Origin of the sequence: Psychrobacter sp. LV10R520-6 (assembly GCF_900182925.1) — a bacterium.
Classification (GTDB): Bacteria; Pseudomonadota; Gammaproteobacteria; order Pseudomonadales; family Moraxellaceae; genus Psychrobacter.
The window spans coordinates 477,223-496,584 of record NZ_LT900024.1; the positions used below are offsets into that span (position 1 = coordinate 477,223).

At 43.5% G+C, this 19,362-nt stretch carries 20 protein-coding genes; 16 read left to right on the forward strand and 4 right to left on the reverse strand.

The features are described 5' to 3' along the window. Nucleotides 1-44 precede the first annotated feature (44 nt). Nucleotides 45-455: an MCR_0457 family protein gene (locus U1P77_RS02090; protein WP_414479030.1), complete on the reverse strand. Its 411-nt coding sequence runs from the start codon at nucleotides 453-455 to the stop codon at nucleotides 45-47. Between the two features lie 573 nt (nucleotides 456-1,028). On the opposite strand from U1P77_RS02090, the gene U1P77_RS13490 reads away from it, so the two are divergent. From U1P77_RS13490 to U1P77_RS02105, 3 genes are all read left to right on the forward strand, one after another. After that, on the forward strand, nucleotides 1,029-1,211 hold the full coding sequence (locus U1P77_RS13490) for a 5'/3'-nucleotidase SurE (protein WP_414479031.1): 183 nt from the start codon (nucleotides 1,029-1,031) through the stop codon (nucleotides 1,209-1,211). A 247-nt stretch (nucleotides 1,212-1,458) separates the two neighbouring features. After that, nucleotides 1,459-2,262 carry a peptidoglycan DD-metalloendopeptidase family protein gene (locus U1P77_RS02100; protein WP_321155773.1) on the forward strand — a complete coding sequence of 268 codons (804 nt, stop codon included), beginning with the start codon at nucleotides 1,459-1,461 and terminating at the stop codon, nucleotides 2,260-2,262. A gap of 111 nt (nucleotides 2,263-2,373) precedes the next feature. After that, entirely contained in the window at nucleotides 2,374-3,693 is a 1,320-nt protein-coding gene (locus tag U1P77_RS02105) for a lytic murein transglycosylase (protein WP_321155774.1), read from the forward strand. Between the two features lie 260 nt (nucleotides 3,694-3,953). Here the strand turns inward: U1P77_RS02105 and U1P77_RS02110 are convergent, their stop codons facing one another. After that, nucleotides 3,954-4,730 (reverse strand): iron-containing alcohol dehydrogenase, encoded by a 777-nt coding sequence (locus tag U1P77_RS02110; RefSeq protein ID WP_321155775.1) that lies wholly within the window; start codon nucleotides 4,728-4,730, stop codon nucleotides 3,954-3,956. Nucleotides 4,731-5,252: 522 nt separating this feature from the next. Between U1P77_RS02110 and U1P77_RS02115 the strand changes: the two genes are divergently transcribed. Next, entirely contained in the window at nucleotides 5,253-6,299 is a 1,047-nt protein-coding gene (locus U1P77_RS02115; RefSeq protein ID WP_321155776.1) for an alpha/beta hydrolase, read from the forward strand. Between the two features lie 419 nt (nucleotides 6,300-6,718). Here the strand turns inward: U1P77_RS02115 and U1P77_RS02120 are convergent, their stop codons facing one another. Further along, entirely contained in the window at nucleotides 6,719-8,242 is a 1,524-nt protein-coding gene (locus U1P77_RS02120) for an ATP-binding protein (protein ID WP_321155777.1), read from the reverse strand. A gap of 1 nt (nucleotide 8,243) precedes the next feature. Then, nucleotides 8,244-8,969 carry a heavy metal response regulator transcription factor gene (locus U1P77_RS02125; RefSeq protein ID WP_321155778.1) on the reverse strand — a complete coding sequence of 242 codons (726 nt, stop codon included), beginning with the start codon at nucleotides 8,967-8,969 and terminating at the stop codon, nucleotides 8,244-8,246. 356 nt (nucleotides 8,970-9,325) lie between these two features. On the opposite strand from U1P77_RS02125, the gene U1P77_RS02130 reads away from it, so the two are divergent. The 12 genes from U1P77_RS02130 (at nucleotide 9,326) to U1P77_RS02185 (ending at nucleotide 19,228) form a co-directional block, all read left to right on the forward strand. Then, nucleotides 9,326-9,652 (forward strand): hypothetical protein, encoded by a 327-nt coding sequence (locus tag U1P77_RS02130; RefSeq protein ID WP_321155779.1) that lies wholly within the window; start codon nucleotides 9,326-9,328, stop codon nucleotides 9,650-9,652. Nucleotides 9,653-9,791: 139 nt separating this feature from the next. After that, entirely contained in the window at nucleotides 9,792-10,058 is a 267-nt protein-coding gene (locus U1P77_RS02135; RefSeq protein ID WP_321155780.1) for a hypothetical protein, read from the forward strand. Nucleotides 10,059-10,143: 85 nt separating this feature from the next. Next, on the forward strand, nucleotides 10,144-10,662 hold the full coding sequence (locus U1P77_RS02140) for a c-type cytochrome (protein ID WP_321155781.1): 519 nt from the start codon (nucleotides 10,144-10,146) through the stop codon (nucleotides 10,660-10,662). A 227-nt stretch (nucleotides 10,663-10,889) separates the two neighbouring features. Next, nucleotides 10,890-11,528 (forward strand): DUF411 domain-containing protein, encoded by a 639-nt coding sequence (locus U1P77_RS02145; protein ID WP_321155782.1) that lies wholly within the window; start codon nucleotides 10,890-10,892, stop codon nucleotides 11,526-11,528. A 48-nt stretch (nucleotides 11,529-11,576) separates the two neighbouring features. Further along, nucleotides 11,577-13,274: a copper resistance system multicopper oxidase gene (locus U1P77_RS02150; protein WP_321155783.1), complete on the forward strand. Its 1,698-nt coding sequence runs from the start codon at nucleotides 11,577-11,579 to the stop codon at nucleotides 13,272-13,274. 27 nt (nucleotides 13,275-13,301) lie between these two features. Beyond that, entirely contained in the window at nucleotides 13,302-14,429 is a 1,128-nt protein-coding gene (locus tag U1P77_RS02155; protein WP_321155784.1) for a copper resistance protein B, read from the forward strand. Nucleotides 14,430-14,456: 27 nt separating this feature from the next. Next, nucleotides 14,457-14,942, forward strand: a complete 486-nt coding sequence (locus tag U1P77_RS02160) for a DUF305 domain-containing protein (RefSeq protein WP_321155785.1) — start codon at nucleotides 14,457-14,459, stop codon at nucleotides 14,940-14,942. 166 nt (nucleotides 14,943-15,108) lie between these two features. After that, nucleotides 15,109-16,452 (forward strand): APC family permease, encoded by a 1,344-nt coding sequence (locus U1P77_RS02165; RefSeq protein WP_321155786.1) that lies wholly within the window; start codon nucleotides 15,109-15,111, stop codon nucleotides 16,450-16,452. 269 nt (nucleotides 16,453-16,721) lie between these two features. Continuing rightward, complete coding sequence (locus U1P77_RS02170; RefSeq protein ID WP_321155787.1) at nucleotides 16,722-17,471, forward strand: MBL fold metallo-hydrolase; 750 nt, start codon at nucleotides 16,722-16,724, stop codon at nucleotides 17,469-17,471. Between the two features lie 319 nt (nucleotides 17,472-17,790). Next, entirely contained in the window at nucleotides 17,791-18,039 is a 249-nt protein-coding gene (locus U1P77_RS02175; RefSeq protein WP_321155788.1) for a hypothetical protein, read from the forward strand. A gap of 142 nt (nucleotides 18,040-18,181) precedes the next feature. After that, the gene (locus U1P77_RS02180; protein WP_321155789.1) at nucleotides 18,182-18,835 is read left to right on the forward strand and encodes a methyltransferase family protein; all 654 of its coding nucleotides are present in this window, start codon (nucleotides 18,182-18,184) and stop codon (nucleotides 18,833-18,835) included. A gap of 114 nt (nucleotides 18,836-18,949) precedes the next feature. After that, a complete protein-coding gene (locus U1P77_RS02185; RefSeq protein ID WP_321155790.1) occupies nucleotides 18,950-19,228 on the forward strand; it encodes a DUF5676 family membrane protein in 279 nt (92 codons plus the stop codon). Nucleotides 19,229-19,362: the final 134 nt, after the last annotated feature.

The window sequence follows — 19,362 nt, forward strand, 5'->3', positions numbered from 1 at the left end:
AGTGCCTAATAGTTCGATGGTAAGCTTATTCAATAAGCTTACTGCTAATATTCTGCATTAGCTAAGTCTTCGCATAGCAGTTTATTGTCTTGTCTAGAGAAGCCAAGCGTCCAACTACGGATACCTTGTAGTATCTGGCGGTAATCCTGCTGTGTTGATAAGTACTGAATAGCGGCTTTTGGATCTTCTAAAGACGGCATCAGTTGATGAAGTTGGACATTATAAGACTTATAGAAGCGCTGTTTTTGTTTGCCATTAAGCATCGGAGGGCAAATCTCTGACAGCACTTGCATAACCGCGATTTCATGTTTGGTTATATTCATGCCAGACATATCGAGCGGTATAGTCGTGGCTACATTACTAGCAGCGTTAGTTGCTTGAGACAGCATGGCAACGGCTGTTATGAGTCCAGCAAAGCCAACTTTTGCAGCGGTCTTGGTTAGTATAGAAGTCATAGATAATATCGATTGATTTGTCATTCAGTATCACACTCGCTTATCTTTATTTAATGGTCATATGGTAATGGGTAAAAAAACAAAAGTCACATAAAATATTGCGTTATGTGTAGATGTATTGTGACCTGTAGGCGGTTTGCAGCAACATATCAGTAGCATTCAGTCATAAGTTACGTCAGGATAAAAATATAGGTTTATCTTGTTAGGCGTTGTTGCTCATTGTAACAGGATATTACAAGAAATAAGATATAACATTATAATAGAGTTCTAATTAAATTAAGAAGTAAGACTTAATTTATGGCTGTACACTAAGGTATAATCGCCTGCGATGTTATTTATGATAATTTATCATGTCCTAACTTATCAGATCCTAACCATGCTATTTCAAACGAGCGTTGTTGTCTTACTCACAATTAAGAACTGCCTATAATAGTAGAAGTAAGCATCATAATAGTGATAAAAAAGCGACTCAGTAGTAATTTCTATCCGCTGTAGTCAGATATAGTAATAATAGCGTTAAGTAGTAAAATGCATAAGCAGACAGACGGTAAAATATGAGTATATTGAGCGGAAATGAATTTTTTAATTAGTAATGATGATGGGGTGCATGCTCCAGGGTTGCTGGTGTTGTATCATGCGTTATCGACAATCGGGGAGGTGACGGCGGTCGCAGTAGGTTATATTAGTCTGTCACCGGTAAGACTACATCATACACCAACGACTACCCTTGATAAGCTTTCGGCATTGATACTGTAAGGCTGTGGTGCTGTAACAAGTTGATGCGGTAATAAAATAAATAGGTATTATAGATCCGTATTATAAATTGATACCAACTATAAACCAATACTAGAAGTGGCTGTGCAACTACGACGGTGTATACCGTATAACGGTATATAAATGGCTGCAGATATAATAGACACTCTATGACGGTGTATATGAGCTTGTAAACTATATATTCAGTCATAGAATGCTTGTAAGTAACATAAAGAATAGGAAATTTTGTATGAAAAAGCTTATTAATGGATCGCAGCTAGCGACTGCTGCTTTGGTGGGTACTATGACAGTGGCGACGATGGCAATGATAGGTTGTGCGACTAAACCTACCTATCAATCACCCAACCAAACGGGTCCTAAAATTACTACTAACGCCCAAGGCGTCCCTAATTATCATCTTGTAAAGCGTGGTGATACGGTCGGTCAAATCGCCGAACGCTATAATCTAAATTATCGCCAAGTCGGTGCGCTCAATGGCTTAGACAGTAAATATACAATCTATAGTGGTCAATGGCTCAAGCTATGGCAAGGTGAAGCATCTGCACGCAACAATAGCTACAACGGCGCTGCCAGCACTCCTGCACCGTCGCGTCCAACGTATACGCCGCCTGCGACTAGCGCACCTTCACCATCAAGCCCAGTATATGAAGTGACTGCCAATTCGACCTCAGGCTACGAGTATCCCAGTCGTAACCAAGTGATTCGCAACTTCGATGCCTCAGCGGACAATATAGGAATGTGGTTCGCTGGTAAAGAAGGGGATCCAGTCATTGCCAGCCAAGCTGGAACGGTGCTTTATTCGGGTAATGGGCTACCAGAGTATGGCAATCTAATCATGATTCGTCACAGTGAAAACTATATCACTGCCTACGCTCATAACAGTCAGTTGCTCGTCAAAGAAGGCGATCAGGTACAGCGTGCTCAGCGTATCGCTAGCATGGGCAGTTCAGGTCAGACCAACCAAGTCGGCTTAGAGTTTCAAGTGCGCTTGAATGGTAATCCTATTGACCCTCGTGCAGTGTTAGGTCGCTAATTTCAATACGATAAGTTCAATAATATCTCTCTAATGGTTCTTATTATTATATTTTTATTATATGGTTACTCTTTATATAGCTACTTTACTTATTGATGTTCGGGACCTTTTATGATGTTAAAAAAGCAATATATTGCCTTTCTGCCTGCCTCAATCTCTGCTTTATTGATAGTGGGATGTACGAGCCAACAAGTGATCAAGCAGCCTAGCAAGCCGGTTCGTCAAGGCAATGTCCAAATTACTCAGACCCAAACCATTCAAGTAAAGCCTGCGCCGGTACCGAGTGTCATCATACCCAAGCCCGTAGCGCAGCCGAGCTATAGCAGTTTCTCAGATTGGAAGTCAGACTTCTCTATGCGTGCCATGTCATCAGGCTATGATGCTTCGTCTGTCCAGCGTCTGCTCGCGTCGGCTTATTTAAATCAACAAGTCATCTCATCAGACTCAGGTCAGCCAGAATTTTCTAAGATGCCTTGGGAATATGCAGATTCTGCTGTATCAGATGGGCGGGTCAGTACGGGTAAGCGTAAATTTTCAGAGCAGCATTCATACTTATCGGGTTTAGAGTCGCAATATGGCGTCAACGCAGAAGTGATTGCTGCGATTTGGGGTATGGAGTCATCATACGGAGCTGTAACGGGTAATAGCTACTTACCTAGTGCGCTCGCTAGCCTTGCTTATGATGGTCGCCGCCAAGAGTTTGCCGAGAGCCAGCTATTATCATTAATGACGCTGTTACAACGTGGCGATGTGTCTTGGTCACAGCTTGACGGCTCTTGGGCGGGCGGCATGGGAGAGACTCAATTCATCCCAGAGACTTGGCTAAAACAAGGAGTGGACGGTGACGGTAATGGCCATCGCAATCCTTGGTCAACTTCCGATGCCTTGGCATCTACTGCTAACTATCTGAGTAATTCAGGTTGGGTGCGCGGTCTTGCGCCGTTTTATGAAATCACTTTGCCCGCCTCATTTGATTACTCGGTCGTCGGTAGCAAACAATCAGCGGCTAGATGGGCATCTTTAGGTATTGATACCATAGAGGATGTATTTCTAGATGCTAATACGCCAATGGAGCTGTGGCTTCCGGCTGGTAAAGATGGTCCTGCGTTATTATTAAGTGAGAACTTTGACGTCATCAAAGTATATAACAACTCGTCAAGCTATGCGTTAGGAGTCAGCTTACTGGGTAAAGCCATCGCTGGACAAAGTGGTCTGCGAAAATCATGGCCACGTCATGAGCGTCCATTATCGACTTCACAGGTCACTCGTCTACAACAGCGTTTGACCAATGCAGGCTACGATACCAAAGGGGCTGATGGCATTGTCGGTACCAATACTCGCAATGCATTCCAACGCTGGCAAGCGAACAATGGGCAAACACCAGATGGTTTTATCACTCAGAGTAGCGCGTCGTCATTAGCGTCATGGTGAAGCGGTTCGATACTTGGTAGGTTTTTGATACGAGGTTTGCAGTGGATAAAAGAGTTCTAAGTATTAGAAATTTAATCTAGGTATTAAAGAAAAATACTAGAGACAAGTATTAAGATTAGCTATTGAGATCTAACATTCAAAATCATAAATAGCGATAAGGGAGTGGCGGGTGATAAATCCTACCATTGCTTTTCTATGATGTTACTAAAAGAAGTCAAGTAGCTAAATTGGCTAGAGACGTTGGTAATGAGTACTATAAATTATGGCGTTCTAGCATGACCGACGGTCACTTTTGTAGACAGCATCCGACCCTTAGTTTCAGACTTACGTGATGCTTCATCCCAGTCAGGTGCCGCACACATAAAGAGCGTTTTACCGTCTTCTCCACCAAGGGTAACCGCAAAGACACCTTCAGGGGCGGTGTCGACGGTCTCTAAAATTTCACCACCTTCTGCGATACGTACGGCACGTTGGTTCAAGGTATCTGTAATCCAAACGGCACTTTCAGCATCCAGTGCTAGACCATCCGGTAGAATTTTAGGGGTGTAAATGGCCTTTTTACTGCCATCTTTCGCAGTAATTACTGATACAAAGGTTGCCTCTGCACCAGTGCCGGCAGTAGTTGGTATCGCGAACAGAGGTAACTTCTTAAAGCCGCTCAAATCAAGATCTAAGATATCATTGACTGATTCGAAATCATTGGGATATAGAGCGACGATTTTTGCCGTATCAATAGAGCTGCCACCGCCCAAACCAATAACCAAGTCGCAGTGATTGCTTCTGGCCAGTGTAATGGCGTCGTTAACGACCTCAACAGGTGGATCAGCAACGACGGTATCAAAAACCACGACTTCAACGCCAGCTTCTTGTAAAGACTGCTGCGCGATATCAACGTAACCCAGTTGCGAGATACCCGCATCAGTGACGATAATGGCTGATGTTGCAGAGTACTGCTTTGCTAGCGCGCCTAGCTTTTGGCGCATACTGTCAGCGTCACTGATAATATGTCCGTTGGTGTAAAACTCAATCCCTGTCATTTTTTCTTCCTTGTTTAAGTTCTACGTTATAAACCTTTGAGAAATCCAATTTCGTAAGATTTATAACCATAGCAATTATGACACAGTTTATGACATAGACCACCACCCCTCATCAGGATGTCTTTGCCTTTTTACACTTGTCGATTTTTAGCGCTACTTGTTTTATCGGCGCTCATCTATACGTTTGACGTCATCGCCAACTATATACCAATCATCGACTTATTGTGTGCGACTGTATTGAGTAGTTGAGAACAATCGTAAACTACTGCGCTACTGGATAAGATTTCAATAGGTACTTTCATCATTACGAGATTACAAAAGGAATTCTGTAATAGTGTGGTAAGGTAAAAAACCTTATGAAATTAGGGTGGTACGCAGAGGGTATTGTTTTTAATCACTTTTTACTATCAATTATTCTATCTGTCTACGTAGATGAACTTTGGCTGAGACTGTCTGTCCGATTATGATTTGGCCATTGCCTATTGAATTTATCTCACAAACTCACTGAGTAAAGAGACTTATATGACTATCTTTCGTACCCTTGCAACCAGCGTTGCCATTCTTGCTATGCCAGCTTTGAGTTTCGCACACGACACCTCAGTACCGAATACCAATATTCCAACGGTCGTTCTAGAAAAAACCACACAGCAGTTCATCGACAGTCTAAAAGGAACGACACCGATAAATCAGCTACCTTACGCGAAAGCGCGTCAAGTCTTGATCGATACTCAGACTAAGGGCGTTACCGCTATGCCACCTGCGGACGTGCAAGAGATGACTTTTAAAGTCGGTATGGATGGTGAGTTCAAAGTCTATACTGTCCGTCCAGTGGGCACAAAAGGCAAAGCGTTGCCGGGTGTTGTGTACTTCCATGGCGGCGGTTGGGTACTTGGTAATTTTACCACTCATGAAAGGTTGATGCGTGATCTAGCGACCCAAGCAAATGCTGCGATGGTCTTTGTAGAATATAGCCCTGCACCTGAGAAAAAGCACCCTGTCCAGTTGAATCAAGCCTACGCTGTATTGAAATACGTGTCAGAGAATGCCGCCACGTTCGGTATTGATGCCAATCAGCTGTCTATCGCAGGCGATTCAGTCGGTGGTCAGATGGTAGCAGTAAGTGCTGTACGTGCCAAAGCCGAAGGTCTGCCATTGGACTCGATGGTTATGTTCTATCCGGTCACTACCGCAGACTTGACCAGTAATTCTTACAAGCTGTTCGCAGACGGCCCATGGCTTAGTAAGGCAAGTATGCAATGGTTCTGGAATGCCTACTTACCTAAAGGTGTCGATAGCACGAATCCAAGAGTGTCTCCATTGAACTATAGTCAAAAAGATCTTGCAAACTTACCGCCGGCGCTTGTTATCACTGATGCCAATGATGTACTGCGCGATGAGGGTGAAGCCTTTGCCTCTAAATTGACGTTGGCTGGCGTGAAGACCCAGAGCACGCGTTACGACTTTACGACCCATGATTTTGTGATGCTCAATCCTTACGCGCAGACACCTGCGACAACGACAGCAATCACTGAAGCTGCTAACTTTTTGAAGAATAACTTCACCAAGTAAGTATTTCATAGAGTAGCCAGTAGATTATTGCTTCTAGATTATTAAAAAATAGTGGGACTAAGTCCTACTCTTTTTATGCGATGTCTTCAACCTTATCTTTTGTTAATTCTATAGGCGAGTCATGTTGTAAGCTTATAAGGGTATCTATTAGAACATTACGATAAAAAATTAATTCCATAAATTAGGGCCCTTGTTTGTTGGATACAACAATAGTGCCATTCCTTTTGCTTAAAAAAGATTGATCTTAAAGTGTTGTAATATAAGTGCGAACAAGGTGAAGAATAGGGCAGTTAATAAGCTGCTAGATAACAGGGCTATGTCAAAACTAAACTTATTGAGTAGATAAGGAAACAATAGGAAGAAGGGCAGAGTACCAAGGACATACCAAAAGGTATAGTAGGCATGATTGCTTATCTTTTTTATCCAGCTATCAACAGCTCGACACTGACTTGAAAATAATACTCGTCTTTTATAGTGATGCTGACCCTACCGTTATGAGCACGCGCAATAGCTTGAACAATTGATAATCCTAAGCCTGTTCCCGAATGCATATTATTCGTTTTAGGATGACGATAAAAGCGTTCAAACAGTTTATCTGCCTCTACTTGAGTCAATGGTTCATCTAAACGATTAGTGAATACTATCTTTAAATGCTGTGGTTTTAAAGATGATGGTTTTAAAGATGAAGATTTTAAAGCGGATTGTTTTGTCTTTTGTGGATCACCCATGACGCTATGAGTTAGCAGGGACGCTTTAATATTGTTAGTTGATGCTTCAATAGTAATGATGCTATCACTTGCCGCGTAATAGATGGCGTTTGACATTAGATTGGCAAACAGCCTTTGCAATAAACTTTCATCTCCCAATACTGCATGAAAGTCGCCCACCTTCTCAAAAGATATATCACGATCCTCTGCTACCAGCTCATAATAAGAGATGAGATTAGTAATCATTGACTCGGTATCAACACGATTGAGCTGTGAGTCAGTCAACCCTTTTTGGGTCTTTGCCAGTAGTAGCATATTATTGATCAGACTTGATAGCTGCTCAAGGGTATCATGCTGATGATGCAGCTGTTCGATATATTCTTCGCTGTCTCTCGTCTTGCTTAACATCACCTGAGTTTGAGTACTCAAAGTAGCGAGCGGAGTGCGTAGTTCATGTGCGATATTATCTGAGAAGCGCGATAACGATTCAAAATTGCTTTCCAACTTCTCCATCATTAAGTTATAGGATTCAGCTAGAGGCCGCAATTCCCGAGGCATATCACTGACGACTACCCTTTCATCCAACTGTTCAGGATTGATGCCCTTCATCTTTTGGACGATAGTAGATAAAGGTGCGAATCCCCAATAAACACTTAATGCCGCTATTGAAACCAGCAGTAGCGTGATCGCAATTAAGATCATACTTAGCTGACGGTTAAATTGTAATAAATACTGATGGTGAACATCAATAGGTAGCGCGATAAGCGCTAATATTTGATCATTTCGAATAATGAGGGCACGGTAATTCCTATTGTCTATAGCCAATACAAACTGCTGTTCATGATGATTTTGCCATAAGGTCAATAAATTAAAATTTTTGGGAAACTCATTAGTAAAGTTACTAGGATTACTTGAAATTAATTGACCATTTTTATCAGCAATAAGGGTTTTTAAATCATAGTCAAGCCAAGAAGAATGCAAGTGATCATTACTTACTGGTATGGCAGAATCAGTCGAATTTGATAAAGCGGTTTGCTCAGCAGTATCTGTCACTCGCTTACGTAAATTAAAAGCGGCATGAGTAATTATTTCTGAGTCCATTTGTTCAAAGTGATCACTAACAGAGCGCTGAACCCATATGTAAATAATGACTTGAGAGATGACGACGAATATTGTCAGTAAAAAAACAGTTCGCCATAGCAATGGCCAGCGCCGATTTTTGAATTTATAGTTCATTTTATTTAAGGTCGTCTCCGCTAATGCTAATGCTAGTGTCAGTGCTAGTATCTAGCGCATCTAATTTATAGCCCATCCCGCGCACGGTATGTATCAGCTTTATGTCAAATCCATCGTCGATTTTTATCCGTAAGCGCCTTATAGCAACGTCAATAACGTTAGTATCACTATCAAAGTTTATATCCCATACTTGCGAGGCAATGACAGAACGCGGTAGAACCTCACCTTGACGTTCTAAGAAAAACTGTAGTAGAGCAAATTCTTTTGCGGTCAATTTGATGGCAGTATCGCCTCTATGTACCGTGCGTTTGGCGATGTCCATTTTTAGGTCAGCCATATGCATGACAGAGCTTTTATAATCAGCTTGATTGGCACGGCGTAACAGACTTTTTATTCTTACGATCAGCTCAGCAAAGGCAAAAGGCTTGGTCAGATAATCGTCACCACCAATTTCAATACCTTTAATCCGATCGCTCAAATCATCTTTGGCGGTTAGAAATAAAACAGGTGTATTATTGCCAGCAGCTCGGTAATTGCGCACCAACTCAAAGCCACTGACGTCAGGCAGCATCACATCCATCAACACCACACTGAACTCATCTGTCATTAACGCATGATAGCCGTCTAGGCCGGTCAGGTGATGATCAACGATAAAGCCGGCCTCAGTTAATCCTTTTTTTATATACTCTCCAAGTTTTACCTCATCTTCTACCAATAGCACTTTCACAGTCTCTCTCCTTAATATTATTATAGTTGTCAACAGCCTATCACCAGCGTTGTTAGCTTATCGTCAATAAAGCTTATCAAAAGCTCTTGCCATAACGGGGCCCTCTGGCTGAAAGCATATGCTGATGTTTGATCTTAATGGCAGAAAAATGACAACGTTGTGTTATTTCTAACAAACATGTCATGTCCCCGTCATTCAGCTGTCAGTCTTCATTTGGTATTCTAAACCAACGATACATAGTCGCTTTGCTTTGATACGGATTGCTTCTATGTGGTGGTGGTGTCAGTAGTTGATAAGCATTTATAAATGGTTATTTCACTTGAACGTCCAATTATTTATCTTTTAAAAGGTTTTATATGAAAAGTTATGGTTCATTAAAAAATGTCGCGTTATTATCTTTTTCTGTGCTGATCGGCATGTCAGCTGCAAATGCTCATACTACAAACTTGGATGCCTCTGTCCTCAATAATTGTGATGCGGTCACTAGTTTTGCAAAAAACGCGGATCACAATGATGCACAAATATCTAGTAACCAGATGAGAAGCTATGTGGACGCTAGAGTAGCCTGTCAAATTCAGCATCAAGATCAACATTTACAATCTGAAAAGTATTTTGTAGATAAATATGGGCGCGATCGTGACACGAACGCTGAAGCCATATTAAATGAATACGTCGCGCATTAAAATCCAAAGATGTGAAGATGACAACATTGTAATCTTATTGTCATCTACCAGACAGAATGAATAAGGTATGATTTAATAGTCTTAAGTTTAAATAGCCTTGAGCTTTAATAGCTTTCAACCCAATCAATAGGAATTAATTATGTGGTTATCTAAATCAATCGTAGCAACCGCTGCCGCATTAGTCGTCTCAACCTCTGCTATGGCACATTCTCCAGAAATGCATGCACAGAAAGATAACATGGACTGTGAAAAGATGGAAAAAAACATGCAAATGATGCAAAAAATGGATAGTAGTAAGATGGATATGAATGACCCTGCCATGAAATCGATGATGGCTAACATGGGCAAAATGAAACAAATGCATCAAAAATATTGTGCTACTAGTGACAATAGTAAAGAATCCTAAAAACTTCAGCGCTGTTGAGTGAGATTCACTCTTCATAGTGAAAGATTAACGGAAATAAATTTTAGGGAAATATATGAAGTTTTTATTGGGTGCGCTTTTTGCCGTACTTGTGGCAATCGTTGGGGTTTTTGCAGTTGTTACTAGCGGCATTGTCAATATAGGAGCAGATCAAGCGCATAACCCAATAGTGTATAACTTCTTAGAAACCGTGCGCAATCGTTCCATAGCAAATGCCAGTAAGGACATTGTTGTCCCAGACTTAGAACAAGTGGATATGATTAGCTCGGGTGGTGCGGACTATAACGATATGTGTGCTGGTTGTCATTTGTCTCCTGGGGTTGAAAAAACGGATATGAGCGAGTATCTCTATCCTAGTCCGCCTAATTTTACCAAATCTGATGTTGTCGATGATCTTCAAACTGAAGAAGGAGCACAAGAAAGTTTTTGGGCGATCAAACACGGCATCATGGCATCGGGAATGCCTGCATGGGGCGCAACCCATGATGATGATAGAATGTGGGCGATGGTGGCTTTTATAAGATCGTTACCTGAATTGGATGAAAGCCAATACACAATGCTGACTACTAGGTTTGATAGCGAATGATGGATATGTCCCTTGGCAGTGACATGGATATGTCGGGTGAAGGCGCTGAGATGCAGCATTAATAAGAATAGGCTCTAGGTTGCAAGGTGTAGTGCTGAACGGTACTGCCCTTTTAAGGCTAATACCTATAGAGCTTTTAGACCAATGTATTGTTTGAAAGTACTAATGTTTTAAATTACTAATGTTTCAAATTACTGATGATGACAACAGATGTTTAGGGGTATTTTATGAAACGCTATAAAGATACGTTTTTTAATGGACATAGCCGGTTATCAGGTCGTGTTCTTTTATTAGTGGCGACATCTTCACTATCGTTAACACTAGCGGCTTGTAGCCCCTCTAATACCAGTGCTTCTGATTCAGAGACAGTAGCACCACAAGAAGCTTCTACTGCTACGCAAATGGTACAAAAGGCTGAAGTTGTACCGATTACGACCCCCGCAAGCACCCAGTCAGCGTTACTCAAAAACGTCTCTGCAACCGTCTATAAAGATCCAAACTGTGGCTGCTGTAAAGAATGGGTAGGCCATGCAGAAGATAATGGTCTAAGCGCAATCACGCAGCATCCTGAAGACCTGTCTTTATTTAAAGATCGTTATGGCGTACCACAGCAAATGCGCGCTTGTCATACTACGGTCACGACCGATGGTTATGTCTTTGAAGGTCATGTTCCCGCAAAATATATGGCCCAGTTCTTAGAAAATCCACCTGTACAAGCAATTGGGCTTGCCGTTCCTGGTATGCCAGTTGGTAGTCCGGGTATGGAGTATCAGGGCAAATTTATGCCTTATCAAGTCATGCAGATTAATAACGACGGGACCACAGAAGTTTATGCCGATATTAAGTCTCCTCAACAGCAACTATAAAAAATATAAGAGTAACCATCATTTCGCAAATTAAATTAGGTCATCATTATGAATAAACAGAACATATTGAACCGCCGACGTTTTTTGACAGGGTCCTCTGTGGTCCTTGGCGCCTCAATGTTACCGACGATTGCCAGTAGTGCATTGGGTAAATCAGGCGGTCAGAGCGCCACGGTCAATACCGATCAAAAATCGAATGAAGTACCTGTATTGACAGGTCGGGAATTTGACTTAACCGTCAGTAAACAGCCCGTTATCGTCAATGGCAAAAAGAGCATGGCAACCCTCATCAACGACTCACTGCCAGCACCAACGTTAAAGATGCGTGAGGGTGATACAGTCGTGATACGTGTCCATAACCGTATGGATGAGTCAACCTCTATTCACTGGCATGGTTTGCTAGTACCGTTTGAGATGGATGGCGTGCCCGGCATTAGCTTTAATGGTATTCCTGCTAACAGCACCTTTACTTATACATTTACCCTGAAACAATCTGGCACCTATTGGTATCACTCGCATACCGACTTTCAAGAACAAACGGGTATGCGTGGCGCAATTGTCGTAGAGCCTAAAGGACGGGAACGCCACCCTATAGCGGAAGATCACGTCATTTTACTAAGTGATTGGACGCACCGTGATCCACATAACTTATTGAAATTGCTAAAACAGCGAGCAGATTTCGATAACTATCATCTGCCGGACTTTAAAAAGCTACTTTCAGACATTGCTAAGACGGATATAAAAACCGCTTTTGATGAGCGCAAAATGTGGAATCAGATGCGCATGATGCCCACTGATTTCACTGACTTATCGGGTGAAAATACCTTTACCTACCTTATGAATGGTAAAACAACCGCGGCCAACTGGGCACAGATTGTAAAAGCGGGACAGCCGGTTAAACTACGCTTTATTAATGGCTCAGCGCAAACCATATTTGATGTGCGGATACCTGGTCTCAAAATGAAAGTAGTCGCAACGGATGGTAATGATGTTGCTCCCGTTGATATTGACGATTTTCGCATTGGTGTTGCCGAGACTTATGATGTCATCGTCACTCCGACCAAAGATGCTCATACCATATTTGCTCAAAATATAGACCGTACAGGCTATGTTACTGCAAGGCTTGCCACTTCCGAAAATGCTCGTTCTGCAACGCCCGCTATGGATGAGATTGAATGGCTCACTATGGCAGACATGATGGGGGCCATGGGTGCAAATGGCTATGACGCCCGTCATGCCAAAACAGAATACGACTTCAAAAGCGATATGCGCGTAGATAGCCCGCGTATCAACCTGGATGACCCAGGGATAAACCTACGAAAAATCAATAGAGACGTATTGACCTACAGTCAATTGCATTCAGTTGATGAGGCAGTATTTGCTGAGCAACGTAAACCGACTAGAGAGATTGAGATTCATCTCACCGGTAATATGGAGCGTTACATCTGGGCGCTAGACGGGGTCATGTTTAAGGATGCCGCTCCTGTTAATATCAAGCCAGGTGAGCGAGTGCGCGTCACCTTAGTCAATGACACTATGATGAATCATCCCATGCATTTGCATGGTATGTGGAGTGACTTGCGCACGCCTTCAGGTGAGTTTCAGGTACGCAAGCATACCATTGTGGTACAACCCGCACAGAAAATTAGTTTTGACGTTACAGGAGAGGTTGGCCGATGGGCATGGCATTGCCATCTGTTGTATCACATGGAAGCCGGTATGTTTAGAGAAGTGGCCGTCGTTTAAGTAAGTCTTTGATAGGTGAGAGATGAGATGAAAATACGTAAAGTAGGTTTTAATATTACTGTGTTGCCAGTATCTATATTATCAGTATCTATGTGGCTGGTCATGCCCTTAGCAAATGCGGCGGGCGGCCATGACTCTATGAACAAGACAAACATGCCAGATAGCGACATGTCGGGTATGGACCATAGCAGCATGGACACGTCAGATATGGATATGTCGGATATGGATATGTCGGATATGGACATGGCAGGTATGGATATGTCGGATATGGATATGTCGGATATGGATATGTCGGATATGGACATGGCAGGTATGAATATGTCTGGTGACATGGCAGGTATGAATATGTCTGGTGACATGGCAGGTATGAATATGTCTGGTGACATGGCAGGTATGGATATGTCTGGTGACATGGCAGATATGGATATGTCCGGTATGCAAGGTGGCGAAGCCCCACCGGATGCTCGAAGCCCTGACTACTCAAACGGTGTTCCCTACGGACGTTATGGTAAGCCTGTCATGATGGGTAGCTTACCCTTGTGGGGTGTTACAGTAAATGATTTAGGCTATCAGTTTGATGATGATCAGATCAACTATGAGGCAGAAACTTGGTATGGTACAGATGGCAGTCGTTTGTCTTTACGTAGCGAAGGTAGTGTTAAGACCAAGGACGATAAAGATATTGATAGCCTGACCTCACTGGCTTACTGGAAGCCGCTAAGTATCTTTTGGAATGGTGAAGCCGGTATCGCCTATGATACTAAAAATGATAAGCCTGCAGCGATGGCAGGCATCGTAGGTACTATGCCTTACTTTGTTGAAACGGATGCTAGAGCGTATCTATATACTGACGGTCAAATCCGGCTTGATCTTGGGGCAGAGTACGAATGGCGTTTAAATCAGCATTGGGTAGTCATACCAGAAGTGGGTCTGACTGCGTTTAGTAAGAATGATATCGATAACGGTATTAGCAAAGGGTTTAATGATTTAGATACTGAAGTTAGACTCGCTTACGAGACCTTGAATCGCCAGCTATCTCCTTATGTAGGGGTTAGCTATGAGACGGCTCTTGGAGACGCTCGTGATCAACGGCGACAAGATAATGAATCTGTCGATAGTAGTAGTTTGACTGCAGGTGTCAGATTCTGGTTTTAGCGTTTACCTATTTAAAGAGGATGTATTATGAATGCTGTTGATCAAAGGAACATGAATCATAAAAAGCAGATGAATCCTTACCTAAAATTTACCTTGATGATTGTAACGTCTACCGTTGTGATGTTTATCATGATGTATTTCAATACCTATAAATGGGATCATGTTTATTTTAGTGAAACCCGAGCCTACATGGCGTTATATATGGGTGCAGTCATGGCTATAATCATGCTGGCCTTTATGACCAATATGTATAAAAAAACCAAGATTAATCTACTGGTTTATGGGGTAAGTGTGGTGCTGTTTGCAGTCGGACTTTGGGGCGTCAGGTCACAAGCGACCGTCGATCAGGTTGATTGGATGCAAGCGATGATACCGCATCACTCGATTGCTATTTTGACCAGTGAGCGTGCTGATATCGAAGATCCAAGAGTACGAGAATTAGCCGATGGCATTATAGAAGCGCAAAAGCGTGAAATCGGTGAGATGCAGCAACTGATTGATGAGCTAGAATAATGAGTTAGATTAAACGGTTGTAAGGTTTGTAGAGATATTCTAAATACAAAAATCAATTGTCTATTAAATGGTACGCCTACCTATATAGGTCTTTTTATTCAAAGCTATTTTTCACCGCAGATTTAAAATCTCACTAATGAAAAAAGCAATAGGAGGCTGAATAAGCATGGAACAAAACAGGGATACCCGCTATCAGAAAGATAGCCTGACATTAGCAGGGACGGTCATGCTCGGTACCGGTGTCATGATTGGCGCTGGTATTTTTGCGCTGACTGGGCAGATGGCTCAGATGACTGGCTCGCTTTTCCCATTGGCCTTTCTAGCTGCTGCAATCGTTGTTTCTTTCAGTGCTTATTCCTATATCAAAATCTCTAATGCCTATCCGTCAGCCGGCGGTATTGCGATGTACTTGCACAAGGCATACGGAGATCGTTTGCCGACGGGATTTAATGCCCTGTTGATGTATTTTTCCATGGTTATTGCGCAGAGTTTTTTGGCACGAACGTTCGGGTCATACACCATGCAGCTGTTCGGCGGTGATGACAGCGGTCGCATGGTGTCCGTCCTTGGCGCAGCGCTCATTCTTGCCGCATTTCTGATTAACCTGCTCAGTAATCGTTGGATCCAAGGGGTCGCCTCCTTTATCGGCATTATCAAGATTGTCGGTATTCTTGTCTTTGGATTGGTTGGGGTCTGGCTGGCTGATAGTCTTGCAGTTGACTCCTCTACATGGGGAGATACGGGTACCGTTGGCAACTTTCTTGGCGCAACGGCGCTAGGCATACTGGCATTTAAGGGCTTTACAACGATTGCCAACAGCGGCTCAGAAGTAAAAGACCCACATCGTAACGTTGGCCGTGCCATCATAATTTCGATTGCAGTCTGCGTAGTGATTTACACCTTGGTTGGCTTCGCTGTAGCAAGCAATCTATCTCTTGCCGAAATTATTGAAACTCAGGATTACTCTCTGGCTGCCGCTGCACGCCCAGCGCTCGGCGACTATGGTCTATGGTTCACGGTGGCGATCGCAATGATAGCTACTGCTGGCGGTCTTCTGGCTAGTATCTTCGCAGTCTCTCGTATGCTTGCCATGTTGACCAAAATGAAGCTGGTACCCCATCGCCATTTTGGAATGCCGGGAAGCATCCAGAAGCACACGCTCGTCTACACCGTGGTGCTGGGCTTGGCTTTCACGACATTGTTTGATTTGTCACGTATTGCAGCGCTTGGGATTGTTTTTTATCTAATTATGGATATTGCCATTCATTGGGGTGTTCTGCGATATCTTCGTCAAGACATAAAAGCGGTAATATGGGTACCGGCAGTAGCCATATTTCTTGATCTTTTGGTTCTCGGCGGCTTTGTCTGGATTAAACTGAATTCAGATCCATTTGTTATTGGCGTGGCAATTGTCACCATTATAGTGATTGCTGTGGCTGAGCAGATTTACCTCAAGTCGTCAGCGAGGAGAAAGGCTATCGAAAAAGATGCATTGGCACACCACCATTAATGCTAATACTATGATCTACGGAGAAATACTATGATGAATGGAACAATGATGCAGGGTATGGGTTGGGGGTGGGTGACACCTTTAAACGCTTGCACGCTTCGTTAGCTGCAGCATGCAGTTTCACTAAATAAATTTACTTCGGCAACATCATGAAAGGCCCGTATAGTGTAATGCTTTACAAGTACAATATACTGGAACTTAATATATAAGTAATAGATATAAAGATTGGCATGTCGGACGCCGTCCACTGCATCAGACAAGGAGTTATCATGATCTTTCGGCAATTGTACGAACCCCTTTCGAGCACCTACACCTATCTGCTGGGAGACGAAGACACAGGGCAAGCTATCCTTATTGATCCGGTCATCGCAACAATGGACCGCGACCTGGCCGAGGTGCGTAAGTTAGGCCTGCATTTGGTCTATACAGTTGATACGCATATCCATGCGGACCATATCACCGCGGCATTGGAGTTGAAGCGCGCCGTTGGCAGCAAGATTGCTGCGCCTGCCTACGACCGGCTGCCGTGTGCGGATGTCGGGCTCGAAGAAGGCACACCTTTGAAGGTTGCTGGCATTACCTTGCATCCCTTGCATACGCCGGGGCACACCGCCGGACATTTTGCCTATCTCTCTAATGAGCGCGTGTTCACTGGGGATGCTTTGCTCATTGACGGATGCGGCCGGACCGACTTCCAAAATGGTGATACCGACGCACTGTATAAATCCGTGCGGCAGAAGCTGTTTTCTTTGCCAGATGACACTTTGGTTTACCCCGCGCACGACTATAAAGAGCGCTTTGTATCTTCGATCAATCAGGAAAAAAAGCGCAATCCACGGCTTGGCGGGGACAAAACACTCGAAGAGTTCAAGGTCATCATGGACAACCTAAACCTGCCGTATCCAAAATTCATCGACTACGCTGTTCCCGGTAACCAGCAATGTGGCGTTTGCCCCGATGACTTGCCAGACAACCTAGCCAGTTATTGTCGCCAGATGACGCAGAGTCCACAGGGCTGATATGACTGGTTTCAGGGAAATTGACGATGGCCGGCTCATCGGCTCCCAACCTGGTCAGGAATAGCGGATTGGATTACGTCAATGTGACGGTCAATTCAATCAGGCAAAAGCCGAGTATTTTTAAGCCCATCTTGGAGCGATGTCATTAACGGGCATTCAATATTCCCATGCTGAGCGCGCACTTCATTCTTGATAATAACATTACGAGCTGTAGGGAGATGCTATGATGGAAGAAGACATGTTTGCAAACATCACATAACCAGAGCACTGGCTATGAATTCTGATTATTGCCATATTTTTTTACTCGGGAGCATAACTCATGAAACACATTGTATTGCTGGATTTAACCTCTTCGGTTCACTCAGCGGCTGAGCCAGGCGGCGACATAATCAATGGAACGCTGAACGGTATGATGAATGGAACACAACACGGTATGATGAATGGAACAATGATGCAAGGCATGGGCTGGGTGTGGATGATTCTCTGTCTGCTGTTTGCGCTACTATTTCTCGCCGTGCTCGTATTAATAGTTAAGGCGCTTCTCAAATATCTGCGCAAACCAGATTAAAGCTCATACTAAATAACTGGATTTAGCAATAGAAAAACGGTGTTCGAGTACCAATTTCGTAGAGTCTAAACCTCTACTCACCGTCTTCAAGGAATGATTTCATGAAACATGATATGCATGAAGAAAACAGGGAAAACGAGTCATGAATGAATCATTCAACCATGCTGGAGCATGGGGTCTCGCACTGATTGTTATTGTTTTGATTTCTTGGTTCTTCTACCGTTATTTCGCGCCGAAGAACTGGCGTGAATGGGCTGGAGCCGGCGTAGTTCAGGCTTTCATTATCGCGCTCTATGCAGAAATGTATGGCTTTCCGCTCACCATTTATTTGTTGATCCGTTTTTTTGGTTTGGACAGCGAATATGTCAGCGCCAGTCTATGGTCGACTCTCGTCGGTCTGGGTGAGACGGGCATGATGATCTCAATGCTACTTGGCTATGCCATTGCGTTTCTAGGAATCGGTCTTTTTGTTCAAGGTTGGCGCCAAGTCCACAAAGCACGGGGCGAAAACCGCCTGATGACTGAGGGGCTCTATGCCTACGTGCGACATCCCCAGTACACTGGACTGTTTATCGCGCTGTTCGGTGAGGGCATAGTGCATTGGCCAACCCTGTTCTCGATCGGCCTCTTCCCAGTGATTGTCCTAGTGTATACATGGCTAGCTCGACGTGAGGAACAACACATGCTCGAAACATTTGGTGAAGACTACCTTGCCTACAAACGGCAGGTGCCGATGTTCATCCCCCGTTGGGGACGCTGGCGTCAACTCGTTGCTGCTTCACAAGCCAAAAAGTGATATCAACTTAGTGTAAAGCTGTTACTGATACAGTACACTTGGTATTGAACGGACAGACAAACTGTTGGTTGGATCAAGCGTGAACTGCGTTACGCAATACCGAGGAGAACCAAGATGAACAAATTGAATTCAACAGCGAATGCTTTAAGAATTGGCCCGGTGGGCAATAGCATGTCTTTGTTTCTACTCATCAGCTATCTCTTATGCGTAGGCTTTGGCCTACTCGCACCTGAGCAGATAAGTATGCATGAGGCTTGGGCACCGCTGCTACCTGGTTTTGAATGGTTAACATGGTCAGGTTTCCTGATTGGGCTTGTCGAATCCTATCTTTATGGTTGGTATTTTGCGATTGTGTTTGTGCCGCTATATCGCTGGTTTGCCAAAGCACGATAAGTTTATTGTAGCCGTTGAATCTTTGGCTCAGGTAGGTCAGCTATGCTGAGAACGACGAACAGTGCACTAATCTTGGATGGCATCAAAAGCTGGCAACTTAGTCCTAAACTATCATTGTAATCAATAACGGGAAC